The sequence below is a fragment of the Pelagibius sp. genome, assembly GCF_028281305.1.
In the GTDB taxonomy this organism is placed as follows: domain Bacteria; phylum Pseudomonadota; class Alphaproteobacteria; order Kiloniellales; family Kiloniellaceae; genus Pelagibius.
Map to the genome: position 1 here is coordinate 1 of NZ_JANQKD010000080.1, position 26,049 is coordinate 26,049.

The following is a 26,049-nucleotide window of genomic DNA, read 5'->3' on the forward strand; positions in this document are numbered from 1 at the left end:
CCCGGCCACCCAACACCAGTATCCTATGGGTGGCCGGGAGGGGGAGCGGGCTGGAACTGCTTCGACGTAAGTCGAAATTCTTCTAGCGCCGAGTCACAGCTTCAGAGCGGCAGGGATTTGCGGCGGTAGTGGTAGCGGTAGAGCTCCGTCGTGAAGCCGAGGGAGCGGTAAAGCGCAAGGGCCGCGGGATTGTCGGCCACCACCTGCAGGCAGGCGGCCCCGGCCCCCGCGGTTACAGCCCAGTTCAGGACCGCGCCGACCGTCTGGCGGCCAAAGCCGCGCTGGCGCCAGCGGGCATCGGTCACGACCGCTTCGACCACGGCCAGGCCGTCGTGCAGCACGCCATAGGCCAGGGCGACCACCAATCCTTCGTGGTGTGTCGCGGCAAAGACCCGCGGCAGCATGATGGTGCGGACCATCGTTTCGAAGACCGCGCTGTCGGCTGTGTCGGCGGGGCTCAGGGCCGCGCGGGCCTGCAGCCAGTCGCCGTCGGTCTCCGCGGTCAGGCGCGTCGCCGTGCCTTGCGTCTGCGGCCATGCGGAGAGGTCGTTGAAGAGCGTCAGGGTCTCGCCCTCCGCCGTGTAGCCGCCGACCGCCAGCGGCCCGTCCATCTCCGCCGCGATGGAGGGGACGCGAAACAGCGCCGCTTGATCGAGCGCGGCGTAGGTGGCTTCGGCGGCAGCCAGAATGGCCGCCGGATCGCGCGGGCCGTCGCGCAGCGGGTTCACCGAGTTGGTCCGCCGGGTGGAGCCGCCGGCGGCGCGCAGCAGCCAGCCGCTCAACAGCATCTGCCGCGGCGAGGGCCAGGCGCTCATGCAGGCCTCTTCCGCACGCCAGTTCAGATCCACGCTTGTCATGAGGATGCCACCGTTGGGGTCGATGAGGACGGTCGGGCGAAAGAAACGCGAATGCGCGCCCTCTGCCAGTGCTTAGCCGCTTGTCTGCGGGAAATCGAGCCGAAAGTCTCCTCAAGGCCGCCGCTGTCGCCTAATGTGGTGCCGGGACTGCCAGCCGGAGGTTGCCGTGCCGCTTGTACGCCAGCCACGTGACGTTTTGAGGCCCTTCGTCCAGCAGCTCTGGGCGTCGGATCCTTCCGATGCGCCGCCTGGAGCGCCCTCCGGCAGCGGCCGCGAGGCGGTGCTGCCTTCCGTGTCCACCCAGCTGGTCATTCGTCTGGCAGAGCAGCCGTTGCGGGTCTTCCGTCACCGTGACGACCTCGAAGGATACGCCGTGAGTACGGCGGTGATCGGCGGCCCCCGCCTGGCGCCCTACCTGAAAGACGTCTCCCGGCCCGTGCCGACGGTCGGGGCTGCGCTGCGGCCGGGTGTGGCCGGGCTTCTGATCGGCGCGCCCGCCGGAACCTTCGTGGGCCGGCACCTGCCGCTGGAGGATGTCTGGGGCGCGGCGCCGGTGGCTGTCCTGCGCGCGGCCCTTTGGGAGGCCGGCTCGGCGGCGCAGCGGCTCGCCATCTTCGAAGCCGCCCTCGTTGTGCGGCTGCCGAAGGTCACGGGACTCGATCCGCTGGTCGCCCAGGCGCTGGCCGGGTTTGATGCCGGAGCGCCGGTCGGTGCCGTTGTGACGGAGAGCGGGTACAGCCATCGCACCTTCACGAGGCGCTTCGCGGCGGCCGTCGGCTTAAAGCCGAAGACCTATGCCCGGCTGCAGCGCTTCGGCCGTGCCCTGGATCCCTTGGCAAAGGGCGCCGCAGCGGCGGGGGCCGCGCCGTCCCTGGCGGATCTGGCGGCATGGCATGGCTATGCCGACCAGGCCCACTTCGTCCGCGAGTTCCGTCAGTTCTCCGGTCTGACGCCCGGCTGCTATCGCCGCTTGGCGCCGGCCTTTGCCCGCCATGTCGCGCTCTGAGGGCGGGCCCGCCAGCAGATCGGCATCGGGGTCAAAAACCTTCAAGACGCCGAGGCGGCCTTGACGGACAGTGAAGCCTGATAAGCAACGCTGGAAAGAGGAGGGATGCCCCCATGGCGATCCATGAGCTCTTCGCCTACCTGCGCCCGAAGCCGGCGGGGGAGGCGATCGAATTCTACAAGAGCGTCTTCGGCGCGACCGAGAAGTTCCGCCTCTCCGACAGGGACGGGCGGGTCGGCCATGCGCAGCTCCTGCTTGGCGGGACAACCCTGATGCTGTCGGACGCGTATCCGGAGTTCGGCATCCATGCCCAGGAGCACGATGGCGGTCCGATCTCCTTCGTCATCCACCTTCATGTGGACGATGCCGATGCCTTGATCGACCGCGCCGTGGCGGCCGGCGCGAAACTGCTGCGACCGCCTGAGGATCATTTCTATGGCGAACGCTCCGGCACGGTGCGCGATCCCTTTGGTTATGACTGGCTGATCGGCCACTCCATCGAGACTCTCGAACCGGAAGAGATCCAGCGCCGCTTCGATGCGATGTTGACAGGGCGGGACTGAAAACTTGCCTTACCGCATGGCCTGAAGCCTGGCCATGGCGGCGATGCCGAAGGCAGGGCCGAGGGCGAGGCCGAAGAGCACGGTGGACCAGCCGAAGGTCTCCGCCAGCACCGGCGTCACCTGTACGGTGACGAAGGTGAGGGCGAAGCCGAGCGCGGTCTGGAAGGTCATCAGGCTGCCGGCCTGGGCCGGCGGCGCCGCATCGGCGACCAGGGCGGAGAACTGCGCGGAATCCGGGATGATGCTGATGCCCCAGACGATGACGATGGCAAAGGTCAGCCAGACCGGGCCGCCGAAGGTGGCGGCCGTCGCGATGGCCGCCGCGCCGCTGACGATCATGGCCAGCATGGCGACCCGCGCCTTGCCGATGCGGTCGGCGGCGAAGCCAGCGGGGACGCAGGCGATGGCCCCGGCGCCGATGGCGAGGAAGGCCGTGAGCTTGGAGAGCCGCTCGGCCTCCGCGGCGGGCAGGGTGGCGCCGTAGGACACCGCGGTCGCCGCGGCGACCCAGGCCCACATGGCGTAGAGTTCCCACATATGGCCGAGGTAGCCGGCGTAGGCCAGACGGACCCGGCGGTTGGTCCAGGCGGTGACGATCACCCTGGGATCGAAGCGCTGGGCCGTGCGGTGGTAGGGGCCGAGGCCGACGCCCAGGCTGAGGAGCCCGGCGAAGAGCGACGCGAGGGAGGCGGCGGCCACGGTCAGGCGCCACTCGGCGCCGCCGCCGAAGGCGATCAGGTAGGGCGAGGCAGAGCCCAGCGCCAGCGCCCCCACCAGGGCGCCGACCAGGAAGCCGCGGTCGCGCTCGCCCCAGCCGACGGCGATCTTCATGCCCACCGGATAGACCCCGGCCAGCAGGGCGCCCGTGGCAAAGCGCGCGGCAATGGCCGTCAGGCTGCCGGGCGCCACCAGCAGCAGCAGGGCGTTCACCCCGCCGGCGGCGATGGCCGAGGCGGCGAGCACCCGGCGCGGGTCGTAGCGGTCGGGAATGTTGAGGATGGCGGAGATCAGGGAGCCGACGACGAAACCGCCCTGAACGCCGCTCGACAGCGCCGCCTGGCGGAAGGGCGAGACCGCCGCTTCGCGCAGCATGTCCGGCAGCACGGCGGCGGAGACGAACCACAGCGACATGGCCGCCAGCTCGGCGAGCAGCAGCAGGGTGAGGGAACGCAGTTTCATGGCCGGACCATCTCTACTGGCCCGCAGGCGCTCCGTCGACTAAATGGTTCGGGCCGCTCTGAAGGCCCGGCGTCGGCTAGCCCGGCTTGTGGCTCTTCAGCGCTTCGGCGACGGCCTGGTAGAGCGCCGGGTCTTCGTCGGCGGCACTGGCGCGGTAGTCGACGCCGGTTTCCAGATGGGCGCCCCGGTCGGCCCGCTCCAGCATGCCGGGCCGGCCGATCAGTTCGCCGACGCAGTGGCGCAGGGCCGCGACCGGCGGCTCGCTCGTCTCGCCGAAGAGGTCCTGCCAGACCATGCGCACGTAAAGCGCACAGTGGTGGGCCAGCAGAGCCTGCTCGCGCGTGGTGCAGGCGGAGGCCAGGTCTTCCAGTCCCCATCCCTTCAAGCGTTCCAGTTGGAAGGGCGCGGCGCTGCCCGGTTCGCCGATCTTCGGCAAATCATTCAGGTTCATCTGCTCGGTCCTCCTTTGCTCTGCTCGTTCTCAAAGGCGCCTCTCCCGTCAGTCCGGGGTCAGTTCCGGCAGCACGCGGTGCAGGAACTGCACCGAGATCGACCCTTCGCCGACTGCCGAGGCGACGCGCTTCACCGATCCGGCGCGCGCATCGCCGACGGCGAAGACGCCGGGCTGACTGGTTTCCAGGATGTTGGGTTCGCGCTCCAGCGGCCAGTCGCCGCCGGTGTCCGGCCCGGTGCAGACGAAGCCCTTGTCGTCCAGGCGCACACAGCTTTGCAGCCAGTCCGTGTTGGGGCTCGCGCCGATCATCAGAAAGAGGTTGGAGATCCTGTGCGTCTCCTCATTGCCGTCAAGGGTGTTGCGCCAGGTCACCTGCTCCAGGTAGCGCGCGCCCTCCAGCTTGGTGATCTCCGTGTTGCGGTGGAGCGTGATGCGCGGGGAGGCGTCGATGCGCCCGACCAGATAGTCCGACATGCTGGCCGCCAGGCTGTCGCTGCGGATCAGCATGTGCACATGGGCGGCGTAGCGCGACAGGAAGACCGCCGCCTGCCCGGCGGAGTTGCCGCCGCCGACCACCACCACCTCCTCGTCCCGGCAGAGATCGGCCTCCAGCGCCGTGGCGGCATAGTGCACGCCCGCGCCTTCGTAGTCGGCGAGGTTGTCCAGGTTCAGGCGGCGATAGGTGGCGCCGGAGGCCACCACAACGCTCCAGCAGCGGAAGGTGCCGCCATCCTCCATGCGCAGGCTGTAGGGCCGTTCGCTGCAGTCGAGGGACACGACCCGGCGCGGCAGGGAGATGACCGCGCCGAACTTCTGCGCCTGCACCTGCGCGCGCGCGGCCAGGGCCTGGCCGGAAATGCCGGTGGGGAAGCCGAGAAAGTTCTCGATCTTTGAGCTGGTACCGGCCTGACCGCCCGGCGCCTCGCCCTCCAGCACCAGGGTGTTCAGGCCTTCTGAGGCGGCATAGACCGCCGCGGCAAGGCCCGATGGGCCGGCGCCGACGACGACCACGTCACAGGGGTTGGCGCCGTCCGGTTCCTCGAACAGGCCGAGGCGTTTGGAGAGATCCAGGTTCGAGGGATTGTGCTGCCGGTCTTCGCCGGCACTGAAGACCATCGGCAACTGCCCGGGATCGCAGCCGTGCTGCTTCAGCAAGGCCTGGGCCTCGTCGTCCTCGTCGACATCCAGCACCCGGTGCGGGTAGCCGTTGCGGCGCAGAAATCGGGCGATGCGCAGGGTGTCGCGCTCGCGCCGATGGCCGACGACGGTGGCGCCGCCCTGGGTCTCCTGGATCAGGCCGACGCGCCGCAGGATGAGGGCGCGGGTGATGATCTCGCCGATGTCCGGCTCTGCGGTCAGCAGCCGGCGCAGGGCCGTGCGGTTGAGGCGCAGCACCTCGCCGTCCTCGCCCATGCGTCCGCCGACCAGGATCTTGCGGCCGTTGAAGAGGTCCAACTCGCCGGTGAAGTTGTGGGCCCCGTGGACGGTGATCACCGCTTCGCCGTCGCTGAGCGGGTCGGTGATCTCGATGCAGCCCTTGAGGATGATGAAGCAGTCGACGCTGCGGTCGCCGCGGGAAAACAGCACCGTGCCCTTGGCCAGAGGTTCGCGGACGCCGAAAGGCAGCGCGCGGTCGATCTGTTCCTGATTGAGGGTGGGAAAGATCTGGGCCCGGCGGGTGTAGGCGCTGGTCTGGTTGCCGGCGGGCTCGAGTGTGGATGTTTCGACCATCGTAGGCTTCGTGTCTCCTGTTTTGCGCCCTCTACAACCGCCAGAGCGGTCCGCAGAACAATCGATTGTGCTGTTCGGAACCAGTCCGCAGTCGCTTGTGCCAATCGGATCGTCCTTGCGGGCGCGTCCCCTGTTCTCCGTGCATGTGGCGTCGCGACGCTTGCCCTGCAAATTCTTTAGCGGACGCTGTTGGACAGACGAGCTGTGTGTCCAAAGGACGCGGCCTCGCAAAAGGCATGGTTTCCGGTAACGCCGATGATAGGGTCAGGCTGTAAGCACCCTGGCCGCATCGTGAGCTATCTCGACCGCATCCGCAGCTGTCACCGCTGGACCCCCGCCGACTATCTGCCGTTTCTGGTGGATGGCGTTGCGCTGGGTGCGGTAGAGCATGCGTTCCGGGAGCGCCTGACCGCCTTCCCGGGAGTCTTCACGATCGCTGCCGACCACGTGGCGCTGGCGCCGGCGTTGGACAGTTTCGATGCCCGCAGCGCGGCTTTGGCTGAGGTGACGGCGGCGTTGCGCACCGAGGGCGCCTTTCCCAACTGGCGGGGGGAGGACTATCCCGTCGCCGCCACCTGGGGCAGGCCGCCGCTGTTTCGCATGGAACGGGCCGCAGTGCCGCGTTTCGGCCTGCCGGCCTACGGCGTTCACGTGAATGGAATTCTGCGCGGACCGCAAGGCCTGGAAATGTGGATCGGCAAGCGCGCCCGCAGCAAGCAGACCGCGCCCGGCAAACTCGATCACATCACCGCCGGCGGCCAGCCCTACGGCCTGGGTCTGACGGAGAACGTCATCAAGGAGTGCGCGGAGGAGGCGGGCATCCCCGCAGACCTTGCAGCCAAGGCGGTTCCGGTGGGCGCGCTGCGTTATCGCTGTACCAGGACGGAGGGTCTGCGCAACGACGTGGCGTTTTGCTTCGACCTGGACCTGCCCGCCGGCTTCCGGCCTGAAAACACCGACGGCGAGGTCGAGTCCTTCGAGCGCTGGCCCATAGCCCAGGTTCTGGAACGCCTGCGCGAGACCACCGACTTCAAGTTCAACGTCGCGCTGGTGATCCTCCACTTTGCCGTCCGACACGGGGTGCTGTCGCCGGACAGTGAGCCCGATTACCAGGCCATTGTCGAAGGCCTGGCCGGCCGTTTCGCCGAGTAGCTGTCCGCGCGGCCTCTCGCCCCTCACCCTCCCGCTTACGCGGGTCCCTCCCTCTCCCCGGTGGGGAGAGGGTTGAGAAGGCTTGGCAAGCCGATAAGGCGAGCCTAGCCGAAGCTGGGTGAGGGGCGAGAGGCCGCGCGCGTCACCGCCCGTGCGTCACCCCCGCGCGTCGGCCAGGATCATGTCGCTGGCTTTTTCCGCGATCATGATGGTGGGCGCGTTGGTGTTGCCGGAGACGATCGCCGGCATGATGGAGGCGTCGACCACCCTGAGGCCTTGAAGCCCATGGACCGCGAGCCGCTCGTCGACGACGGCGCCAGGGTCGCGGCCCATCTTGCAGGTGCCCACCGGGTGATAGATGGTCTGGCTGATGTTGCGCGCGGCATCCAGAAGGTCTTCGTCGCTGACGACCCCCGGTCCGGGCAGCAACTCCTTCTCGATCAGCGGCGCCATTACCTGTGTCGCCGCGAATCGCCGCGACATCTTCATGCCTGCAACCGTCACCGCCTGGTCCTTGACTGTGTCCAGGTAGTTGGGATGGATGGCCGGGTGATCCTCCGCGTCGGGGCTGCGCAGGGCGATGCGGCCTGTGCTTTCCGGACGCAGCTGGCAGGTGGAGGAGGTGAAGGCGGAGAATTTGTGCAGGCCTTCGCCGGGTTTGTCTGCACTCAGCGGCTGCAGGTGAAACTGAATGTCCGGCGTCGCCGCCTCCTCGGAGGTGCGTGCGAAGACGCAGACCTGGCTGGCCCCCATGGTCAGCGGCCCGCTGCGCTTCACCAGATACTCCAGGCCCATCAGCGCCTTCTTGGCCGGGTTGCGCACCTGGTCGTTCATGGTGATCGGGCGCTTGGTCTGGAAGACCATGCGCACCTGCAGATGGTCCTGCAGATTGCCGCCGACGCCCGGCAGGTCGTGGACCACGGGAATGGCAAGCTCCTGCAGATGGCTGCCGGGTCCGATGCCGGAGAGCATGAGGACTTGCGGCGAGCCGATGGCGCCGGCGGCCAGCACGATCTCGCCGCGGCAGCTTGCCTGAAAGGCCTCGCCCTTGCGGCGGTAGGCGACGGCCGCAGCACGGCGGCCGTCGAACACCAGCCGCTCCACCTGGGCATGGGTGACGACCTCCAGGTTGGCGCGGTGACGCACCGGGTGAAGGTAGCCCACTGCCGTGCTGCAGCGCCGGCCGTTGCGCGCGGTGAGCTGGAAGTAACCGGCGCCTTCCTGCTCAGCGCCGTTGAAGTCGTCGCGGGCCGGAATGCCCAGCTCGACGGCAGCCTCGATGAAGCGGTCGCAGAGTTCGCGGCGGATGCGCATGTTGGAGACCGCAAGCGGGCCGCCGGTGCCGTGATAGTCGTCGGCGCCGCGCTCCTGATCCTCGGAGCGCTTGAAGTAAGGCAGCACGTCGTCGTAGGACCAGCCGGCATTGCCGAGCTGGCGCCAGTGGTCGTAGTCCTCCTTCTGGCCGCGCACGTAGAGCAGGCCGTTGATGGAGGAGGAGCCGCCCAGCACCTTGCCGCGCGGCCAGTCCAGACTGCGGCCGTTCAACCCCTTGTCCGGTTCGGTGCGGTAACACCAGTCGGTGTTCGGGTTGTGCATGGTTTTGAAGTAGCCGACCGGGACGTGGATCCAGGGGTTCCAGTCGCGCCCGCCGGCCTCCAGCAGCAGCACCCGCTTGGCCGGGTCGGCCGAGAGCCGGTTGGCCAGCACGCAGCCGGCGGAGCCGGCGCCGACGATGATGTAGTCATAGGCCGCCGGGTCGTGTGCCAGGAGTGCGCCCTTGGCGCCGGCCGCGGCCTCCGCCTGTCGCTCCCCAGAGTGCTGGCCACCAGAGTGCTGTCCACCAGAGTGCTGTCCCGGCTTCACCGGCCGACCCCTCCTGTTTGACACAATAACTTTCGTACCCGGTGATGCTTATTGGGGTACGAATATTACATATCGCTTGCCTTCCGCACATGCAATCGCAATAATGAGACGATAAGTCTCGTTAAATGAGAAAACTCCGCTACCAAACTGCGGCCCAGGGCCAAGCCCTCGGGGAATGGGAGGAACCATGCTTAGCGATAAACTGAAGCACGTATCGCGCCGCGACTTGCTGCGCCTGACAAAGCAGTACGGCATCACGTCGACCCTCTTGGCGGCCGGTTCCCTGACCGGGTTCGTCACAACCACCCGCCTGGCCGAGGCCGCCAACTCGACCTATGAGAAGCGGTTCAAGACCGAACCGAAGTTCACCCTGAAGTTCGGCGCGGCCGGCTTCAACGAGCGCAACCTTCTGATCGAGCGGGCCGGCTGCCTGCAGTTCGTGAACGATATCGAAGAGCGCACCGACGGTGCCATCCGCATCGAGTTTATCGGCAACAACCAGATCTGCGGCCAGCTCAACTGCGTGAAGAAGACGCAGCAGGGCATCATCGACATGTACGCCGCCTCGACCCAGAACTCAGCCGGCGGCGCGCCTTATCTGAACGTGCTCGACTACGCCTACATGTTCCCGAGCCGGGCGGCGCAGTACTACTTCCTCTATCACCCCGGCAGCGTGAAGGTGCTGCGCGAGCCGATGCGCAGGCGCCACAACGTGGAGTTCCTGTTCAGCCACGCCGAGCTGCGCGGCATCCAGCTCGGCCTGAAATGGCAGGACAAGCCGCTGGTGACCAGCGTCACCGAGCTGGCCGGCACCAAGAACCGCGTGACCGGCACCCAGCTTGGCCGCATCGCCATGAACCTGATGAACCTCAATCCCACGCCGATCGCCTGGGAAGAGACGCTGGACGGCCTGAAGCAGGGCCTGATCGACGGGGCCGAGACCTGGGCCTCCGCGGTGGCCTACGCCAACATGTCGCCGGTGGTCTCCCAGGTGATCAACCTGGAATTCTTCTGCGGCACCGAGCACACGGCGATGAGCACCAAGGTTTTCGACAGCCTCGGCGGCGAGCTGCAGGACGCGGTCATGGAGTCGGCCTATCTGACCCAGGTCCACGTCCAGGCGGCCAACGAAGCGGCCCTGGTCAACACCGTCGGCTATTCCGATCCGCAGATGCCCGGGACCATCTTCGCCCAGAACGGCACCCGCGTGTCGATGCTCGACGATGCGGCGAAGCGCGAAGCCGAAGAGATGTGCTCGCCGGAGTTCCACCCGGCGGAATGGGAACAGTGGCGCGACCGGCTCAACGGCTGGGCCGAGGGGATGGACACCTACAAGTTCATCTACGACATCGCCCGCGAGATTCCCAAGGACACCCTTGCCGAGAACGTCGAGCCGCGGCGCTGGTGGAAGGGCTGATCACGAAACCTGCTGCGGGGAGGGGCCGGCTCATGGCGTCCTCCCCGCCGTTTCGTTCAATGCTTGTGCTAGACTCCTGATCAGGCAGGCGGCGGCAAAGATTGTCGCGGGGGATGCGGTGCTGCGGCCTGCCCGGTTGGGGCTTCGGAACCTGGGGGCATAGCGGCCATGGCTGCACTTCGCTGGATCGACGAGAACGTCGAAAAGATCATCATCCTTGTTTGCTATGTGGCGATGGCGGGGATCATCTTCGTTGAGGTGATCCGCCGGTTCGTCTTCAACGAGCAGGTCGCCTGGAGCACCACGGTGCCGATCTACCTCTTTCTCTGGATCGTCTGGGTCGGCTGCGCCTACAACGTGAAGATCCGCGCCCATTTGCGATTCGACGAACTGCGTCACCGGCTTTCGCGCGGCGGGCAGTTCGCCTGCCTCTGCCTGGACGGCGCTCTCTGGATCATCTTTTCCATCATCGTCATCGTCTATTCGACCGAGCAGGTCTGGCTGTCTTACGACAACTTCGCGATCGTTCAGGGCACCGACAACGTTATGCAGTGGTGGTTCTACCTGGCGACGCCCTTTGCCTGGGCGGTGCTGGTGATTCGGGTGCTACAGAACTTCGCCCATGATCTCCGCGCCTACCTCAGCGGCGAGCCCCTGCAGATCAAAACCAACATCTTCGGGGACTAGGCCGGTGGATACGCTCTGGATCATTCTCATCTCCCTCGGCGTCACCGTGCTCTTCGTGCTGGGGGTGCCGATCTTCCTGGTCATCGGCTTCTGGGTGGTCGGCGTCAGCCTGGTGATCGACTTCACCCTGGCCAACATCGGCGTCACGCTTTACGAGGGGCTGAACTTCTTCGGCCTGCTGGCGCTGCCGCTGTTCATCATGACCGGCGATCTCATCAAGTCGGCGGGCATTGCCAAGCGGCTCTCCGACTTCGCCTATTCGATTCTCGGCTGGCTGCGCGGCGGCCTTGCCATGGCCTCGCTCGGCGCCTGCGGCCTCTTCGCCGCGATCTCCGGCTCCAACTCGGCGACCACGGCCACCATCGGCTCCATCATGCATCCGGAGATGACCAAGGGCGGCTACGACCCCAACTTCGCTGCTGCCACGGCGGCGGCCGGCGGCACGGTCGGTATCATCATCCCGCCCAGCATCATCTTCATCGTCTACGGTTTCCTGATGAACCTCTCCATCAGTGACCTCTTCATCGGCGGCCTGCTGCCCGGTCTGCTGATGGTGATCTCGATGCAGCTGGCCTGCTGGTACGTCTGCCAGCGCAACGGCTGGGGCCACCTGATCCAGCTTCGCCTCGGGCGCATCATCAAGACCGCGCTGGGGGCCTGGCTCGGCTTCTTCGCCATTCTGCTGGTGATCTGGGGCATCTACGCCGGCGCTTTCTCGCCCACCGAGGCGGCGGGGGTGACCGCTGGCTTCTGCCTCTTCGCCGGCCTCATCATGCGCCCCTTCTCGCGGCGCTTCCACGGGCCCGAGGCGGATGACAGCGGCGCTCTGCCCGACCATGCCGGCGTTCTGGAACGCATCATCATTCCCGGCTTCAGCCTCAGGGAACTGCCGTCGATCATCATGCGCTCGGGCCAGATTACCGGCCTGCTGGCGCCGCTGATCGCCGTCTCGGTGGTGATGCAGCAGATCCTCTCGCTGCTGGGGGCCAAGGCCTTCGTCACCGATGCCCTCGGGGCGCTCGGCGGCTACTACGCGATCCTGCTGGCCTGCATGTTCATCGTGCTTCTGGCCGGCACGGTCCTGGAGAGTCTGCCCAACACCATCATTCTGGCGCCCATCCTGGCCCCCATCGCCGCCAGCATCGGCGTCGACCCCATCCACTTCGCGGTGATCTTCCTGGTCGGGGACGCCATCGGTTTCATCACGCCGCCTTATGGACTGAATCTCTACGTGGCCAGCGGCATTACCGGCATCCCTTACTTCCGATTACTGCGCTACACGCTGCCTTATCTGCTCGCGTTGATGATCGCCTGGCTGTTTATCGCCTTCATTCCCGATCTTTCGACCGCGCTTCTGGTGCACAAGGGTGCCGGCGTGTTCCAGGTGCAATAGGCCAGACAGCGATGGAACGAAGGCGATGCAGGACCTGAAGGAAAGACCCAAGACGGCGGCCGCGAAGACGCGCTCGGCACGGGTCCTGCAGCTGCTCGAGCTGATCGCGCGCCAGGACGGCCCGGCCTCGGTGCAGGAGATCACCGAACAGTCCGGACTGCCGAAGGCCACGGCCTACCGCATCTGCGCAATGCTGGAGGCCGACGGCTTCCTGCGGCGCGAGATGGGCGGGCGGGGCCTGGTTGCGGGGCCGCGTCTGCTGGCGCTGGCGCATACGCTGCTGGGCGGTTCAAGCCACGCGGCTGCCCGCCACGCGATCCTGGCGTCCGCGGCGCGGCGGATCGGCGAAACCTGCAATCTGACCGTGCCGGACGGCAGCGAGATGATCTATCTCGACCGCGTGGAGTCGGAGTGGCCGCTGCGCCTTCAGCTCCCCACCGGTACGCGGGTCCCGCTGCACTGTACGGCCAGCGGCAAGCTGTTCCTCAGCAGCCTCGGCCCGGCTGCCCTGAAACCGCTGCTGGCCAGCCTCGCCCTGCAGCGGCGCACGGAGAACACGATCACCGATGTGGAGTCCCTGCGTACGGCGCTGGACCAGATCCGGGAGACCGGGATCGGCACCGACAACGAGGAGTTTCTCGAGGGCATGGTCGCCGTGGCCGTGCCGGTCACGGACTCTGCCGGGCGGCTCTTCGCCACCCTGGCGGTTCATGCCCCGGTCGTGCGCATGAGCATCGAGCAGGCCCGCGCCCACGTGCCGGTGCTGCGGGAAGCCGCCGCCCAGTTGGCCGCCCTCAGCGAGGCCTGAGCGCCGGGGGTCAAGCAACCCGGCTCAAAGCGCCTGTTCAGAATGCCCGGTCAGAGCGCGAGCGGCGGACGGTCGCCGTGCAGGGTGTCGATCAGCCGCTGCGGCAGGGTGAATTCCGCGGCCATGCGGCGCACGTCCTCTTCGGCGTGCTCCAGCGACCGGTGCAGCCGGCCGATCTCGAAGAGGTTGCGGCGCTGGGGAATGGCGATGAGGAAGCGATTGTCGATGAAAGCACAGTTCAGCGACCCCTGACCGGCGGCATCGGAAATCGCCAGCAGGGAATCCAGAAAGGCCGGTTGCAGCAGGCCTCCTGCCTCCTGCGGATCGTCGCTGTAGACCTGATAGCGCGCTTCGAAGTCGGCATGATCGAGGGGCACCGGCGAGAGGTTGGTCAGCTTGCTGCGCAGCAGGTCGATGGCCCAGTTGCCGAGGGCGCCTTTGTCCCCCAGCAGCACGACGGTGCAGGAGAAGGGGCGCGGAACCGAAACCTCGCAGAGCAGGCCGGCAAAGGTCATCTTCACCCGCTCTTTCGATCCTTGCTTGCGGCGCCGCCGGAGCCGCGCCTCGACGACGCGGTAGTCGGTGTCGCGGTAGCGTCCGATCAGCAGGTCTTCCAGCTTCGCCCGGTTGAAGCCGGCGACGATGCCGCTGCGCCGAAAGCGATCGAGGTCGAAGCGGTCGCCGGGCTTGCGGTGATACTCTAGTCCGCCCAAGTACTGCCGCAGCGGCTCGACCACCAGTGTGCGCACGGCGTTGCGATGGCGGCGCCCGGGAATGCGGATCCAGAGGTAGCCCAGCACGAGGCCGAGAAAGACGACCGGAAAGCCGACGATGACCTCGCCGCTCCAGGCGACGGCGATGCCGGTTACTAGGGCGATCACGAAGGCGAGCCCGGCGGCGCGCACGTAGGTGGCGCGCAGCCGCTCCTTGCGCGCCTCTTCCAGGGCAGGCAGGCCGGGGGCGATCGCTTCGGCAAAGAAGCTGGCGAAGGATTGCTTCTCGCCCGCACCCGTCTCGCTGGCGTCGTCTGACTTATCGTCCATCATGGGTCTTTCCGCCTTTCGGCAGTGGATGGCAGGAGGGCGTTCTCCGCCAGGGCGATGACCTCGCCGGCGCTCCGGCCGGCCTCGCGGAGGTGGCGGATCGACAGCCCGTCGTGGCGTTTGGCCAGGCGCCGGCCCGCTTCGTCGCCGACCAGGCCGTGGTGATGATACTCCGGCACCGGCAGGTCAAGCAGGGCCTGCAGCAGGCGATGCACGTGGCTTGCCGCGAAGAGGTCCTCGCCGCGGGTGACCAGGGTGACACCCTGGGCCGCGTCATCGACCACCACGGCCAGATGGTAGCTGGCGGCCGCGTCCTTGCGCGCGAGCACCACGTCGCCCTGGGGTCGGGGGTCGCAGACCTGTTGTCCGCGGGCGCGGTCGTGCCAGGTGAGGGGGCCGCCGTGCTCCGCCTCGGCTTCCGCCAGCGCGCGGGTCATGTTCAGGCGCAGGGCATAGCGCTCCCCGGCGCTGCTGCGCTGCCGGCGTTCGGCGTTTGTGAGCCCGCGGCAGATGCCGGGGTAGATGGCTTCCCCTCGGCCAGGCGGGCCATGGGGGGCGGCCCCGGCGCGGGCGATCTCGGCGGCGATTTCCTTGCGCGTGCAAAAGCAGGGATAAAGCACCCCCCGCGCCTCCAGCCGCTGCAGCGCGGCGGCGTAGTCCGCCGTACAGTCCGACTGGCGGCGCAGCGGCTCCTCCCACTGCAGACCGAGCCAGGCCAGGTCTTCCAGGATGGCGGCCTCGTACTCCGGCCTTGCGCGACTGCCGTCGATGTCCTCGATGCGCAGCAGGAAGCGGCCCCCGGCGCCATCCCGCGCGCCGCCTGCTGCCCTACCTCCTGCCCCGGCGGCGCGCGCGGCAAAGAACGCCGAAAAGGCATGGCCCAGATGCAGGTAGCCGCTGGGCGAGGGCGCGAAGCGGGTGGTCTCGCCGCCCGGCACGGAACCCGGCGCTGGCGTGGAAGCGGAGACCTTGGGAGTCGTCATGCGATTGGCCCTAAGCCCTCAAGCGGCTAAAGTCCAGTCATGATCCCCGAAGCAGTACCCGACGAGCGGCTGCGCCCGGCGATGGAAGCCCTGGCGCAGCAAGACCCCGACATGGCCGCGGCCTACCGGCGCTGCGGCCTGCCGCCCGAACGCAGCAGCGAGCCGGGCTTTGCGGGCCTCATCCGCATGATCGCCGGGCAGCAGGTCTCGGTCCAGTCGGCCCGGGCCATCGTCGGGCGGCTGGAGGAACGGGTCGCCCCTCTGACGGCGGAGGGCTTCCTGCAGCTCGATGAGGACGACCTGAAGGCCATCGGCTTCAGCCGCTCCAAGATGCGCTACGGAGGCCTGCTGGCGGAGGAGATTGTCAACGGCCGCCTGGATATCGACGGCCTGGCCGAGATGGAGGATGCGGCGGCAATTGCCGCGCTGACCAGCGTGAAGGGCATCGGTCCCTGGACGGCGGAAATCTATCTGCTTTTTGCGCTCGGGCGGCCCGATGTCTGGCCGGTGGACGATCTGGCGCTCTGCATCGCGGTACAGCACCTGAAGTCGCTGGACGCCCGCCCCGGCCGCAAGGCGATGTTGACTCTGGGCGAGCCATGGCGTCCTTTCCGCAGCACCGCCGCCCGCTTTCTGTGGCATCTCTACCGCCATCCGGGGGTCGCCCTCGGCCGCGGCGTGAAGCGGACCGCCTGATCCGCCCGGATCGAAGACAGGAGACCTTGACCCCGTGGATGTTCAGAACCCCGACGGCCAAAACCCCGACGGCCAAAACCCCGACGGCCAGCACTCCGGCGGCCAAAGCATCGATGGCCCGCGCCACGGACCGGCGGAGGGCGTGCCGGTCTCGCGGCTCGTCGTCTTCCTGCATGGCCTGGGGGCGGACGGCAACGACCTGATTTCTCTGGGCCCTCTGCTTGCCCCGCTGCTGCCGGGCACAGCCTTCGTTTCGCCCCACGCGCCCTTTCCCTGCGACATGGCGCCGATGGGGCGCCAGTGGTTCAGCCTGCAGGACTACTCCCCCGCTGCCATGCACGCCGGTGCCGTGACAGCGACGCCGGTCTTGAACGCCTTCCTTGATGCCGAGCTTGCCCGCCACGGGCTCAAGGACGAGCAGATGGCGCTGATCGGCTTTTCCCAGGGGACCATGATGGCGCTGCATGCGGCGTTGCGCCGCCCGCGGCCCTGTGCGCTGCTGGTCGGGTTCTCCGGTGCGCTGGTCAGGCCCGAACTGCTGGCAGAGGAAGTCGTGAGCCGGCCGCCGGTGTTTCTGGTCCACGGCGATGCCGACCCGGTCGTGCCGTTTCCCGCGATGGCGGCGGCGGAAAGTGCCCTCCGCGCCAACCAGGTTCCCGTCCAGGCTCTGGCGCGGCCGGGGCTCGGGCACGGCATCGACCAGGAAGGCCTGGAGTTTGCCGCGGCTGCCCTCAGGCAATACTTGATGGCAGGCGAGGACCCAGACGCGGACGCAGACGGAGACTCGGTCTCGGATGGGGACGGCCCCTCCGGCACTTAGGTCCAATCGAGCAGATGCGCTCGGCCAGACCCACTCGAATCGAAGAGCCCGGAACAAAATGTACGGTTGCATTCAGGGGCATGCACGATCTGTCTGTGGCCGTCTCGCCCTTTGCGCGAAGGCGGCCAATCCGCCACGCGCTGCCTGAAACCCTGCACGAACGACCGATTCTCAGCCTCTGACGGTTGCAGCCTCCGGCAAGGCCGACTACCATCCCAAGTTGCGGTCATCATAAAGAGCGCGCCCGGTGCGTTAACCTTTTCAGGTTGGGGGGAGTCGGGCGTGCAAACAAAACTGCGATCAGGGCAAAACTGCGATCAGGGAAGGTGTCGTGCACATCTCGGTACAGTCCAGCCGGACAATCCTGTTTGAAATGCTGCGGTCCTATACCGCCCTCGCCCATACCCGCAATCTCTCCGAGGCCGTCGAGATGCTGGGGAGCACCCGCCAGACGGTCAGGCGCCATATCGGTACGCTGGAGGAAATCAGGGGCGAGAAGCTCTTCGAGATGCGGAACCGGCAGTACTGCCTGACCGAGGCAGGCTTGCGCTCGCTCAAAGAGGCCGAGTCCATTCTTGCGCGTGGCGAGGCGTGGCTGGCCGGCGGCCTGGCCGATTCTGACGGTCTGCCGCTGGTGCGCGATGCGGGGGAAGACGGACCGGCGCTGTTCGCCCAGCAGCACCGCGTCAGCCGTCTCTGGGTTGATCAGTCGCCGCTGCTGCAGTGCGGGTTGCGCTGCTGGGCCAACGCCAATGCCGCGATCGAATCTGACGAGCTGGCGATGATCCGACCCTATCTCGTCGTCTATCGCCGTCACGGGCAGGGCTGGCTCTGCGTAGAGATCGGCGAGAAGTCGTCCTACGCTTCCTGGTTCGGATGGGCCTGGGCAAAGAGCAATGTCGGGCGAACCGTTCAGGAGATGCCTGCGGGTGCCGGCTACGCCCGCTTCATTTCCCAGGCCTATCAGAGCGTCTTCGAAGGTCATTCCGTGCGGCTGGATCACATGCACACGGAAATGCCGCGGGAGCGGGACGGCCCCTGCGTGCCGGTAAGCTTCCAGCGCCTCTTGCTTGGCTGCACCTTTCCGGATGGCGAGTTCGCCCTCGCCCTGCTCGTCGACCGGACCTACAAGCTGACAATCGCCGGCGTCGGAGAGGAGCGGATACGGACTATGCCGGAGAGTCTGTTGATGGCATTCGAGCCAAATTCAATCGAAGCTCAAGAATAATCACAGATCTCAAGCTTATCCTCCCTGTGTTGCAATCTAACACAGGAGTGGAAAGTGACCACGCAGGAAGTTCTTTCCGGTAGCCGTTTCGTGACGGTCATCAAGAATCTAGTGAAAAATCAAGGGATTACGCTGGAGGTCGGGTCGGATTTCAATGCCCTGCGGGAGGCCCTGAAGGCCCAGCCCGAAAGGCAGTGCCTGGCGCCGCGCTTCGACCCGGAGGTCAGCGCGATTAATGAATCGACAGGATTCTGGGTCCTGGGACGGAGCAGGACAGGGGAAGTCGTCCACACCCAGGCCATGCGTACCGTCGATCTGGGGGGACGGACCCTGTCGGGCTACTTGGACGAGTATTTCCGCGATTTCACTCCCGCCGGTTATGCCATCGACTTTCCCCGCTCCCGCTATCGGGGGGCTCCGGGCTCCCGGATGATTGCGGGAAAGGTCTGCTACCACGGCGAGCTCTGGCTGAAAGGCGGGCCGGGTGGATTTCGGGGGGCTGGCCTGACCGCAGTGCTGGCCCGTTTGGCCCTCGTGAAGGCGCTGCTGAAATGGGCTCCGGACTACGTCTTCGGGTTCATGTTTCCGCTGGCCGCCTGCAAGGGCCTTGCTGCGCGCGAGGGCTACATGCACACCGAGCCCGGCAGTCTCTACTGGTCCGTCTCGGGTCAGCAGCGTCCGCTGGAGACCTGGACGGTCTGGATGAGCCGGGAGGACATCCGGCACATCCTGCAGATCCCGCCTATCGATCTCTTCGACGAACTGGAGGCCGACCAAAGGCGTCGGGAAGCGGCGAAGGCCGCCTGAGTTCGGCGGCTTTGGGCGCAAAGACGGCGTTGTCGCGTTGCCGCTGATCCACGCCAAGCCGCGGAGTTGGAGCAGATCCGGGTTTGTTGGAACCGCAGAAGCGATCCATCAAGCCCGGTGAGTCTGTTCTAGGACGCGCGCAGCGATGCGAGAATGCCCTCGACGGACTTGCGCAGCTGCTTGGCCTGGACTGAGAGTTCTTCGGTTGCGCCGGTGACCTGGCCGGCCGACTGGCCGGTCTCGGCGGCGGTCTGGCTGACGCTGCGGATGCTGTTGGTGACGCGTTGCGTGCCTTGCGAGGCCTGCTGGACGTTGCGCGAGATCTCCATGGTGGCGGCGTTCTGTTCCTCCACCGCCGAGGCGATGCCGGAGCTCACCTCGCTGATGCGGTTGATGGCCTGACGCACGCCTTCGATGGCCTTCACCGTGTCGCCGGTGGCCGTCTGCATGCCGCTGATCTGGGCGGAGATTTCGTCCGTTGCCTTGGCGGTCTGGTTGGCCAGGGACTTCACCTCGTTGGCGACGACGGCGAAGCCCTTACCGGCTTCGCCGGCACGCGCCGCCTCGATGGTCGCGTTGAGGGCCAGCAGGTTCGTCTGCTCGGCAATGTCGTTGATCAGGGAGATCACGTCTCCGATCTTCTGTGCGCCCTCCGTGAGGCTCTGCACCGTCTGCGCGGTCTCGTCAGCCTGGGCGACGGCGTCCTTGGAGATCTCCGTCGACTGCGAGACCTGGCGGCTGATTTCCTGGATCGAGCTCGAGAGCTCCTCTGAGGCCGACGCGACGGTCTGCACGCTGGCGGAAGCCTCCTCGGCGGCGGTGGAGACTTCGTTCGCCTGGCTGTCGGTGGTCTGCGCCGACCGGCTCATGCTGGTGGCTGTGTCCTGCAACTGCGCCGCGGCGGAGGAGACCGCATCGACGACCGACTTGATGCTGGTCTCCAGATCGTCGGCCATCTTCAGGGTTTCCTGCTGCTTGTCCTTGGCGGCGCGCCGGTCGCGGGCGGCCTGCTCCTCGGCCATCTTCTCCGCCGCAACGCCCTGCTCCTTGAAGACCTGCACGGCCGCCGCCATGGCCCCCAGCTCGTCGCGGCGCCCGGTGGCCGGCACCACGACGTCCTGGTTGCCTTCGGCCAGGGTCCGCATGGCGTTGGTCATAGCAGTCAGCGGCCGGACGATCGAAAGCGAGATCAGGTAGCCCAGGCCCGAAACCAGGGCCAGGGCGATGAAGGTGACGATCAGGGCGGTGTTGCGCAGGTCTGCCACAGCCGCGAAGACCTCACTGGACTCGGCTTCGGCAACCAGGGCCCAGCGCGTTCCCATAAAGTCGAGCGGTCCGTAAGCGACGGTGGCTTGGCGGTTGCGATAGTTCTCGATCTCCATGACGCCGGCTTCGCCGCTCAGTGCCTTGGCGACGGCGTCGTTGTCCACGCTCTGCACCAGGATCGTCGACTCTTCGCTGAACCGGGAGGTGCTGCGCATCAGCATGTCCTCGCCGACGATGAAGGACTCTCCCGTCTCGCCCAGGCCCGCGGCATTCAGCATCACGTTGTTCAGGTTATCGATGGGCATCTGGAAAACCAGGACCCCTTCGAGCTGGCCGTTGCTGTCCAGCATCGGGGTCGAGATGAAGCTCGCCGGCGCGCCGTGGCTGGGCGCATAGGGCTTGAAGTCGAAGAAGACCTGAGCATCGGCAGTCGGGTTCTGAGCGGCGGCGCGGAAGGCATTGCCCAGATCGCTGTCTTTGTACTCGCCGGTATTCAGGTTGGTCGCGTAGTCCAGCTCCTTGAACACCGAGTAGATCAGGTTGCCTTCGGTGTCGAACAGGAAGATGTCGTAGTAGCCCCGTTCGCGCAGGAAGCCGCGCAGCCAGGGGTGATAGCGGCCGTGATAGGCGCTGTAGAGAGAGTTGTCCGCCGCCTGGTCCAGATCGTCCTTCTGGCCGGTGGGGTTCGGGTTGTCGGTGATGTAGAGCCGCTGCAGTTCGCTTTCGGCTTCCGGGCCGAGCTGGCGCCAGGCGACGGTGAAGTCGCCCAGCGCCTGGCGCACGGTCGCGTTGCCGGCAACGATACGCAGATCCTGGCGGATGGAGTCCAGATAGTCGGCCAGCGCAGCCGTCCGCACCTCGCGCAGAGCCGTGAGCTTTTGCTCGGCCTCCGCCCGCAGCCCGCTGGCCGCGATAAGGTAGCTGCTGACGCCGACGGCGATGGCCGATGCCAGGGCAGCAGCGAGGATAACGAGGGGCAGCTTGCGGGCGATGGCGAGGCCGCCGCGCCGCTGGGTGCCGTTCTTTGCCGTATTTGACATGGGAGTCGTCCCAGGTTCGCAGGGTCTGCAGCCGTCACGCGAGAGACCCCCGCGGACGCTCTTCTCGGGCGAAATTTGCATCAAATCGTTTAAAACAGCTTATCAATAGAATTAGCATTCTCTAATTTATCGCTTGCCGCGGGGCCGCCGAGAAAGGCGGTCCGGGCAGCGTCCGGGCAGCAATGAGTGGCGGCCAATCCGAGAACATGAAACTTCGATGAAGACTTAAGGGGCCGGAATCCCTATATCTTGTATGTCGCAGCGGCATTTAGTATCTATGGCGCGTCCGTGGCCTGGCGATCAGCCGTGGAGATGCAGCAGAGGAAGGACGGACCGGAGCATGACCGGTGCAGTTCAGACCTATCCGGCGCTGGTTCTCAACGCAGACTTCCGTCCGTTGAGTTACTTCCCGCTGTCGCTGTGGTCCTGGCAGGACTCCATCAAAGCCGTCTTCCTCGACCGGGTGAACATCGTCTCCGAGTACGACACGATCGTGCGCTCGCCCAGCTTCGAGATGAAGCTGCCCAGCGTGATCGCGCTGAAACAGTACGTCAGCCTCGACCGCCGTCCGGCCTTCACACGCTTCAACGTTTTCCTGCGCGACCATTTTCAGTGCCAGTACTGCGCGGAAAGCCTGCCGGCGGAGGATCTGACCTTCGATCACATCATCCCGCGTTCGCGCGGGGGCCGGACCTCGTGGGAGAATGTCGTCACAGCCTGTCAGGACTGCAACCTGATGAAGGGCAACCGCTTGCTGGAGGAGACAGGCTTGAGCCTGTTGAGACCGGTGAAAGAGCCGACCACATACCAACTCCAAGAGAGTGGTCGTTCGTTCCCGCCAAATTTCCTTCACGAGAGTTGGCGGGATTTTCTTTATTGGGACAGCGAACTGGAGACCTGACAGCGTCTCCTGCCGCTCTTGCGGACCCTTACGCCCGTGGCGGCCTCGGCGCCGGCGATCGCTTCTAGAAACGCTCCGACAGCCAGATCGCCAGACGCGATCCCGCTTTGATGGCGCCGCTCAGGGTCTCGTAGCCGGCGGTCTCCTCGGCGCCGTGCTCCAGGCCGATATCGCGGTGCTCCAGCTCCTCTGCGCGAAAGGTTTCGATGGTTTCCTTCAGCTCGGCCTGATCCTCTTCGAGCTGTTCGGCCTGGCGGGCATAGTGCTCGTCGATAACCTCCTCGACCGCAACCGTACAGGCCATGGCGGCCTTCTCGCCCATCAGGGCCGTGGCGGCGCCCAGGGCGAAACCGGCGATATGCCAGACAGGCTGAAGAGCGGTCGGTCGTACGCGGTTCTCGACGATCAGCCGTTCGAAGGTCTCCAGATGCTTGGCTTCCTGTTCGTGCATGTGGCGGATCGTCGGGCCGGCGGCGCTGCGGCCGAGCACCGCCAACTGGCCTTCGTAGATACGCCGTGCGCCGTATTCCCCGGCGTGGTCGACCCGCAGCATGCGCGCCAGGCGCGCCTCCCGGTCCAGGTCCCCGGGCAGGTAGGTCCCCGGGGCGGCCTTCGGCCGCCCGTCTTCTGTGCCCCCTGCTTCTGCACCGCCCGCTGCCGGGCTGACGGTCCGGTCCTCGCTGCTCATCGGGCGACTCCTTCCTCGCGGTTGCGTTCCGCTTTCTGCGCCGCACCGTTCAAGCCCGCCCGCAGCGCGAGCGCGGCCAGGACCACGGAAGCGATCACATTGTAGCCGGCGATCGAAATGCCGAACAGCGACCAGGGCACGGCATCGCAGGGCGCAAACGGCTGGTTGAGAAGAAGCTCGCGCATCTCCTCGACACTGGCGTCGCTCGGCAGGCTGGGCGCGGCGCAGGAGGCCAGGCCCTCCCACCACTTCTGCTCCACGCCGACGTGAAAGCCCGCAATCGCGGCCCCGCCCAGGAAGGCCAGGGCCGTCGCCAGCAAGGCACCGCGCCGCCAGGCCGGCCGCCCGGCCACGGCAAGGGCGCCAAGGGCAACCGCCAGGGCGGCGCCGTAGGCATAGCGCTGGTAGACACAGAGCGCGCAGGGGTAGAGGCCGCCCCAGTACTGGGATGCAAAGGCGGTTCCCAGGGCGCCGACGCAGGCTGCCGCCAGCAAGGCGGGCCAAAGCCAGGGAGTCTCGCTCTGCGCGGCGCTGAGAGTCGTCACAAGTCAGGGTCCGTCTTTGTTGCACGGCGCGGGTTTACACGCGCGGGGTTGCACGGCGTGAGCAGCTTACTGCCGGAGGGCATCCAGGCCAAGGCGGGGCGACGCCCTGTCGCGGCGGGCCGCCGGACGCACCAGACGCTTACGGATCAGAACAGGTAGCGGATGGCCACGAAGCCGCCGAACAGCAGGACGAAGAACAACGTCGCCAGCAACGGCAGGTGACGTTCGATGAAGCCGCGGATCGGCGGCCCGAACTGCCACAGCAGGGCCGCGAGAATGAAGAAGCGCGCCCCGCGGGAGATCACCGAGGCGATCATGAAGACCATGAGGTCCAGGTTCATGACGCCGGAGGTGATGGTGATCACTTTGTACGGGAAGGGCGTGAAACCCGCCCCGGCGACGATCCAGGCACCCCAGGCCTCGTAGTCCTGCTGGAACTGTTCGTATTGGGCGCCGTAGCCGTAGAAGGAGACGATCGGCTGGCCCAGGGTATCGTAGAGCAGGGCACCGATGGCGTAGCCCGCAAGGCCCCCGGCGACCGAGGCCAGGGTGCAGACTGTGGCGATCAGCCAGGCACGGTGCCGGGCTGCCAAGACCATGGGGATGATGAGGATGTCCGGCGGGATCGGGAAGAAAGAGGACTCGGCGAAGGAGACCACGGCCAGGGCCGCCAGGGCATGGCGGTGGCCGGCCAGTTCCATCGTCCAGTCGTAGAGTCGCCGCAGCACCGTCGCCCCGCTTGCCCGCCCAAGAGCCCAACGCCATCAGAAATCAACGCACCGAAAGCCACATGCCCCTGGATCCGAACATCCTTCAGGACCACTGGCTCAGGGCGCCCCGGGCGCTCTCTGTCTGGAAACGGACCCCAGAAACAAACTCAGAAACAGAACTTAAAAAACAAACCCTTAAAACAAGCCTTCTCGCCGGCTGAGTTACCACGGGCAAGGGGCCGGGGAAAGTGCTAGCCTGCATCAGGGTTGTGCCAATCAGGGGCCGCCGGATCGGCATGCCTTTGCGCCTGGGTGCGGGTGGAGGCCATGCAGGAACACGCCGACGTCTTGTTTGCCAACGATACCTTCTATTTCGCGTTTCAGATGCGCGATCTGGAGGCGATGGACCGCCTCTGGTCCGAGCGTACGGCGGTCGCCTGCATTCATCCGGGCTGGCCGGCCATTGCCGGGCGCGAAGAGGTGATGCAGAGCTGGGCGGCGATCCTTTCCAATGAGCAGGCACCGGCCATCACCTGCCGCGGCGCGCGGGCCTATCGGACCGGCGAAAGCGCCTTCGTGACCTGCTACGAGCTCATTGGTTCCAACCTTCTGGTGGCGACCAACGTCTTTATACGCGAGGGAACGGACTGGAAGATGGTGCACCATCAGGCCGGGCCCTGTAACGCCCCGCCGGGGGAATTGCCGGAAGAGGAGCCCGGCAGCGTTCAGTAGTGCCGGGCAAAGGGCCTGAGTAAAGAGGCTGGGCAAAGAGGCTGGGCAACGAGACCGGGCAACGAGACCGGGCAACGAGACCGGGCAACGAGACCGGGCAGGACGCCCGGAAAGGAAGCCGGTCAGATCAGTTCGACGTGCTCGGCCATGGGGCCTTTCTGGCCCATACGGGTCTGCATGCGCACCCTTTGATTGGGCTCCAGTGCGCCGATGCCGAAACGCTCCAGCGTGCGCCCGGAAACGAAGACGTCCTTGCCGCCGTTGTCGGGGATGACGAAGCCGAAGCCTTTTTCGGCGTTGAAGAACTTCACCGTGCCTTCGATGACTTCCGTCGGGCCCGGATCGGCCTGGAAGCTGGGCGCCGGCGCCGATTCGACCCGATGGATCTCGGCCACCTGCAGGCCCTTGCGGCCCTGCATGAGGTCGCAGACGATCGTGGTGCCTTCCGCAAAGTCCCGGTTGCCGGAGCGTTCCACCACCGAGATGTGGAGGAAGGCATCGGGCGATCCGTCGTTCAACTGCACGAAGCCGAAGCCCTTGGTCGAATTGAACCACTTGACCACGGCGGTCACTTCGCGGTGGGTGATCTCCTGAGACTCGAAATCACGATCATTCATCACTACGGCAACTCCAATACTGCCCGGGGTTTCCCGGGTGTCACCCAGCAGCCATCTGCCCAGCAGTGATTTGCGAAGAGAACAGCTTGCCGCGCCGGCCCACTTCTCATCTCTCAGCCGTGCGCCCCGGCGATCCGCAAACTCTGCGGCCAAGCGCCGTGCCGGCCGATTCGGCCGCGCAGCGTCTCAGCCACGGTCATGCATGATCGCGATGCCAGGTATCTTCCCGTTCCCGCATGCGGGCCGCGCCCGCACGCCCTCGTATCAAACTTCCCCACTGGTAACTGCACCCCTGCGTCTGCTGCCGGATGGTGGCCTGCAAACGCCGTACTACACAAACCGGTGCCCTACTTGGATCGCCGCATCAAACGAAACGGTCGCATCGGCTAGCAGTTGCGTCCATGAAGGTTCGTAGACTGACAACCTGTATCGACCGTATGCTCAATCCATTTAAGCCTGACTCCAAAACCAGTTCCATAGAAAACCTCGGCGCGCAGCGGCTGCCGGCCCGGCTGGCCACAACATCTAGGGGGTGGCTCTTCAGTGTGGGGCTAATCCCACCCCTTAGAGGCGTCAGAGGCCGCCCATGAGGGCGCTCCTTGCCAAGGCGCTCCTTGCCAAGGCGCTCCTTGCCAAGGCGCCCCGTGCCCGGGGCCCCTTGCCAAGATGCCGGGCCCCGCTATGATGCCGCCGCCCGGCCACGCGCGATGGCTGTGCGGCTGCGGCGCCCCTCCCGGCGCCAGGTCGCCGACGGGTGAGGGCCCCTGTGGCGGAATTGGTAGACGCGACAGACTCAAAATCTGTTTCCCGCAAGGGAGTGCCTGTTCGAGTCAGGCCAGGGGCACCACCACCGCAACTTCCCG

At 66.5% G+C, this 26,049-nt stretch carries 25 protein-coding genes and 1 tRNA gene; 14 read left to right on the forward strand and 12 right to left on the reverse strand.

The window, feature by feature from the left end; genetic code table 11:
- Window positions 1-101 precede the first annotated feature (101 nt).
- Window positions 102-857 carry a GNAT family N-acetyltransferase gene (locus Q0982_RS15185; RefSeq protein WP_299396915.1) on the reverse strand — a complete coding sequence of 252 codons (756 nt, stop codon included), beginning with the start codon at window positions 855-857 and terminating at the stop codon, window positions 102-104.
- A gap of 166 nt (window positions 858-1,023) precedes the next feature.
- On the opposite strand from Q0982_RS15185, the gene Q0982_RS15190 reads away from it, so the two are divergent.
- Window positions 1,024-1,863 carry an AraC family transcriptional regulator gene (locus tag Q0982_RS15190; RefSeq protein WP_299396916.1) on the forward strand — a complete coding sequence of 280 codons (840 nt, stop codon included), beginning with the start codon at window positions 1,024-1,026 and terminating at the stop codon, window positions 1,861-1,863.
- Between the two features lie 113 nt (window positions 1,864-1,976).
- Window positions 1,977-2,426: a VOC family protein gene (locus Q0982_RS15195; RefSeq protein WP_299396918.1), complete on the forward strand. Its 450-nt coding sequence runs from the start codon at window positions 1,977-1,979 to the stop codon at window positions 2,424-2,426.
- A 9-nt stretch (window positions 2,427-2,435) separates the two neighbouring features.
- Here the strand turns inward: Q0982_RS15195 and Q0982_RS15200 are convergent, their stop codons facing one another.
- The 3 genes from Q0982_RS15200 to Q0982_RS15210 form a co-directional block, all read right to left on the reverse strand.
- Window positions 2,436-3,605: an MFS transporter gene (locus Q0982_RS15200; RefSeq protein ID WP_299396919.1), complete on the reverse strand. Its 1,170-nt coding sequence runs from the start codon at window positions 3,603-3,605 to the stop codon at window positions 2,436-2,438.
- A gap of 76 nt (window positions 3,606-3,681) precedes the next feature.
- Entirely contained in the window at window positions 3,682-4,056 is a 375-nt protein-coding gene (locus Q0982_RS15205) for a hypothetical protein (protein WP_299396921.1), read from the reverse strand.
- 48 nt (window positions 4,057-4,104) lie between these two features.
- Window positions 4,105-5,790, reverse strand: coding sequence for an FAD-dependent oxidoreductase (locus Q0982_RS15210; RefSeq protein ID WP_299396922.1), 1,686 nt, complete (start codon window positions 5,788-5,790; stop codon window positions 4,105-4,107).
- 291 nt (window positions 5,791-6,081) lie between these two features.
- Here Q0982_RS15210 and Q0982_RS15215 point away from each other — a divergent pair, with 291 nt between their 5' ends.
- The gene (locus Q0982_RS15215) at window positions 6,082-6,942 is read left to right on the forward strand and encodes a DUF4743 domain-containing protein (RefSeq protein WP_299396924.1); all 861 of its coding nucleotides are present in this window, start codon (window positions 6,082-6,084) and stop codon (window positions 6,940-6,942) included.
- Between the two features lie 156 nt (window positions 6,943-7,098).
- Here the strand turns inward: Q0982_RS15215 and Q0982_RS15220 are convergent, their stop codons facing one another.
- On the reverse strand, window positions 7,099-8,805 hold the full coding sequence (locus tag Q0982_RS15220) for a choline dehydrogenase (RefSeq protein ID WP_322097040.1): 1,707 nt from the start codon (window positions 8,803-8,805) through the stop codon (window positions 7,099-7,101).
- Window positions 8,806-8,992: 187 nt separating this feature from the next.
- Here Q0982_RS15220 and Q0982_RS15225 point away from each other — a divergent pair, with 187 nt between their 5' ends.
- From Q0982_RS15225 to Q0982_RS15240, 4 genes are all read left to right on the forward strand, one after another.
- A complete protein-coding gene (locus Q0982_RS15225) occupies window positions 8,993-10,222 on the forward strand; it encodes a TRAP transporter substrate-binding protein (protein WP_299396925.1) in 1,230 nt (409 codons plus the stop codon).
- Between the two features lie 168 nt (window positions 10,223-10,390).
- The gene (locus tag Q0982_RS15230; protein ID WP_299396927.1) at window positions 10,391-10,909 is read left to right on the forward strand and encodes a TRAP transporter small permease; all 519 of its coding nucleotides are present in this window, start codon (window positions 10,391-10,393) and stop codon (window positions 10,907-10,909) included.
- Between the two features lie 4 nt (window positions 10,910-10,913).
- Window positions 10,914-12,302 carry a TRAP transporter large permease gene (locus Q0982_RS15235; RefSeq protein WP_299396929.1) on the forward strand — a complete coding sequence of 463 codons (1,389 nt, stop codon included), beginning with the start codon at window positions 10,914-10,916 and terminating at the stop codon, window positions 12,300-12,302.
- Between the two features lie 25 nt (window positions 12,303-12,327).
- Window positions 12,328-13,110, forward strand: a complete 783-nt coding sequence (locus Q0982_RS15240) for an IclR family transcriptional regulator (protein ID WP_299396930.1) — start codon at window positions 12,328-12,330, stop codon at window positions 13,108-13,110.
- A gap of 50 nt (window positions 13,111-13,160) precedes the next feature.
- Here Q0982_RS15240 and Q0982_RS15245 read toward each other — a convergent pair whose 3' ends face one another.
- Window positions 13,161-14,156 carry a DUF3137 domain-containing protein gene (locus tag Q0982_RS15245; RefSeq protein ID WP_299396932.1) on the reverse strand — a complete coding sequence of 332 codons (996 nt, stop codon included), beginning with the start codon at window positions 14,154-14,156 and terminating at the stop codon, window positions 13,161-13,163.
- Entirely contained in the window at window positions 14,153-15,136 is a 984-nt protein-coding gene (gluQRS, locus tag Q0982_RS15250; protein ID WP_299396933.1) for a tRNA glutamyl-Q(34) synthetase GluQRS, read from the reverse strand. Before gluQRS ends, Q0982_RS15245 begins: the two co-directional genes overlap by 4 nt.
- 39 nt (window positions 15,137-15,175) lie before the next feature.
- Here gluQRS and Q0982_RS15255 point away from each other — a divergent pair, with 39 nt between their 5' ends.
- The 4 genes from Q0982_RS15255 to Q0982_RS15270 all read left to right on the forward strand — a co-directional run bounded on the left by Q0982_RS15255 (window position 15,176) and on the right by Q0982_RS15270 (window position 18,687).
- The gene (locus Q0982_RS15255; protein ID WP_299396935.1) at window positions 15,176-15,832 is read left to right on the forward strand and encodes a DNA-3-methyladenine glycosylase; all 657 of its coding nucleotides are present in this window, start codon (window positions 15,176-15,178) and stop codon (window positions 15,830-15,832) included.
- A 34-nt stretch (window positions 15,833-15,866) separates the two neighbouring features.
- Complete coding sequence (locus Q0982_RS15260) at window positions 15,867-16,652, forward strand: alpha/beta hydrolase (protein WP_299396937.1); 786 nt, start codon at window positions 15,867-15,869, stop codon at window positions 16,650-16,652.
- A gap of 331 nt (window positions 16,653-16,983) precedes the next feature.
- The gene (locus Q0982_RS15265; protein ID WP_299396938.1) at window positions 16,984-17,880 is read left to right on the forward strand and encodes a LysR family transcriptional regulator; all 897 of its coding nucleotides are present in this window, start codon (window positions 16,984-16,986) and stop codon (window positions 17,878-17,880) included.
- A 54-nt stretch (window positions 17,881-17,934) separates the two neighbouring features.
- Window positions 17,935-18,687, forward strand: coding sequence for a hypothetical protein (locus Q0982_RS15270; RefSeq protein ID WP_299396940.1), 753 nt, complete (start codon window positions 17,935-17,937; stop codon window positions 18,685-18,687).
- 128 nt (window positions 18,688-18,815) lie between these two features.
- Here the strand turns inward: Q0982_RS15270 and Q0982_RS15275 are convergent, their stop codons facing one another.
- Window positions 18,816-20,993 carry a methyl-accepting chemotaxis protein gene (locus Q0982_RS15275; protein ID WP_299396941.1) on the reverse strand — a complete coding sequence of 726 codons (2,178 nt, stop codon included), beginning with the start codon at window positions 20,991-20,993 and terminating at the stop codon, window positions 18,816-18,818.
- Window positions 20,994-21,333: 340 nt separating this feature from the next.
- Between Q0982_RS15275 and Q0982_RS15280 the strand changes: the two genes are divergently transcribed.
- Complete coding sequence (locus Q0982_RS15280; protein WP_299396943.1) at window positions 21,334-21,894, forward strand: HNH endonuclease; 561 nt, start codon at window positions 21,334-21,336, stop codon at window positions 21,892-21,894.
- Window positions 21,895-21,958: 64 nt separating this feature from the next.
- Here Q0982_RS15280 and Q0982_RS15285 read toward each other — a convergent pair whose 3' ends face one another.
- From Q0982_RS15285 to Q0982_RS15295, 3 genes are all read right to left on the reverse strand, one after another.
- A complete protein-coding gene (locus tag Q0982_RS15285) occupies window positions 21,959-22,447 on the reverse strand; it encodes a demethoxyubiquinone hydroxylase family protein (protein WP_322097043.1) in 489 nt (162 codons plus the stop codon).
- A 131-nt stretch (window positions 22,448-22,578) separates the two neighbouring features.
- Entirely contained in the window at window positions 22,579-23,127 is a 549-nt protein-coding gene (locus Q0982_RS15290) for a disulfide bond formation protein B (RefSeq protein WP_299396946.1), read from the reverse strand.
- A 146-nt stretch (window positions 23,128-23,273) separates the two neighbouring features.
- Complete coding sequence (locus Q0982_RS15295; protein ID WP_299396948.1) at window positions 23,274-23,855, reverse strand: YqaA family protein; 582 nt, start codon at window positions 23,853-23,855, stop codon at window positions 23,274-23,276.
- 309 nt (window positions 23,856-24,164) lie between these two features.
- On the opposite strand from Q0982_RS15295, the gene Q0982_RS15300 reads away from it, so the two are divergent.
- Window positions 24,165-24,569, forward strand: coding sequence for a nuclear transport factor 2 family protein (locus Q0982_RS15300; RefSeq protein ID WP_299396949.1), 405 nt, complete (start codon window positions 24,165-24,167; stop codon window positions 24,567-24,569).
- 122 nt (window positions 24,570-24,691) lie between these two features.
- Here the strand turns inward: Q0982_RS15300 and Q0982_RS15305 are convergent, their stop codons facing one another.
- Window positions 24,692-25,186: a cold-shock protein gene (locus Q0982_RS15305; RefSeq protein ID WP_299396951.1), complete on the reverse strand. Its 495-nt coding sequence runs from the start codon at window positions 25,184-25,186 to the stop codon at window positions 24,692-24,694.
- A 760-nt stretch (window positions 25,187-25,946) separates the two neighbouring features.
- Between Q0982_RS15305 and Q0982_RS15310 the strand changes: the two genes are divergently transcribed.
- Window positions 25,947-26,033, forward strand: a tRNA-Leu gene (locus Q0982_RS15310).
- The last annotated feature ends 16 nt before the right edge of the window (window positions 26,034-26,049 follow it).

Bases quoted from the DNA above. Each gene is read 5' to 3' on its own strand.
- Q0982_RS15305 (WP_299396951.1), bottom strand. From the start codon at position 25,186: ATGAATGATCGTGATTTCGAGTCTCAGGAGATCACCCACCGCGAAGTG.
- Q0982_RS15300 (WP_299396949.1), top strand. From the start codon at position 24,165: ATGCAGGAACACGCCGACGTCTTGTTTGCCAACGATACCTTCTATTTC.
- Q0982_RS15210 (WP_299396922.1), bottom strand. From the start codon at position 5,790: ATGGTCGAAACATCCACACTCGAGCCCGCCGGCAACCAGACCAGCGCC.
- Q0982_RS15225 (WP_299396925.1), top strand. From the start codon at position 8,993: ATGCTTAGCGATAAACTGAAGCACGTATCGCGCCGCGACTTGCTGCGC.
- gluQRS (WP_299396933.1), bottom strand. From the start codon at position 15,136: ATGACGACTCCCAAGGTCTCCGCTTCCACGCCAGCGCCGGGTTCCGTG.
- Q0982_RS15205 (WP_299396921.1), bottom strand. From the start codon at position 4,056: ATGAACCTGAATGATTTGCCGAAGATCGGCGAACCGGGCAGCGCCGCG.
- Q0982_RS15280 (WP_299396943.1), top strand. From the start codon at position 21,334: ATGACCGGTGCAGTTCAGACCTATCCGGCGCTGGTTCTCAACGCAGAC.
- Q0982_RS15230 (WP_299396927.1), top strand. From the start codon at position 10,391: ATGGCTGCACTTCGCTGGATCGACGAGAACGTCGAAAAGATCATCATC.
- Q0982_RS15240 (WP_299396930.1), top strand. From the start codon at position 12,328: ATGCAGGACCTGAAGGAAAGACCCAAGACGGCGGCCGCGAAGACGCGC.
- Q0982_RS15185 (WP_299396915.1), bottom strand. From the start codon at position 857: ATGACAAGCGTGGATCTGAACTGGCGTGCGGAAGAGGCCTGCATGAGC.
- Q0982_RS15200 (WP_299396919.1), bottom strand. From the start codon at position 3,605: ATGAAACTGCGTTCCCTCACCCTGCTGCTGCTCGCCGAGCTGGCGGCC.
- Q0982_RS15275 (WP_299396941.1), bottom strand. From the start codon at position 20,993: ATGTCAAATACGGCAAAGAACGGCACCCAGCGGCGCGGCGGCCTCGCC.
- Q0982_RS15195 (WP_299396918.1), top strand. From the start codon at position 1,977: ATGGCGATCCATGAGCTCTTCGCCTACCTGCGCCCGAAGCCGGCGGGG.
- Q0982_RS15285 (WP_322097043.1), bottom strand. From the start codon at position 22,447: ATGCTGCGGGTCGACCACGCCGGGGAATACGGCGCACGGCGTATCTAC.
- Q0982_RS15245 (WP_299396932.1), bottom strand. From the start codon at position 14,156: ATGATGGACGATAAGTCAGACGACGCCAGCGAGACGGGTGCGGGCGAG.
- Q0982_RS15255 (WP_299396935.1), top strand. From the start codon at position 15,176: ATGATCCCCGAAGCAGTACCCGACGAGCGGCTGCGCCCGGCGATGGAA.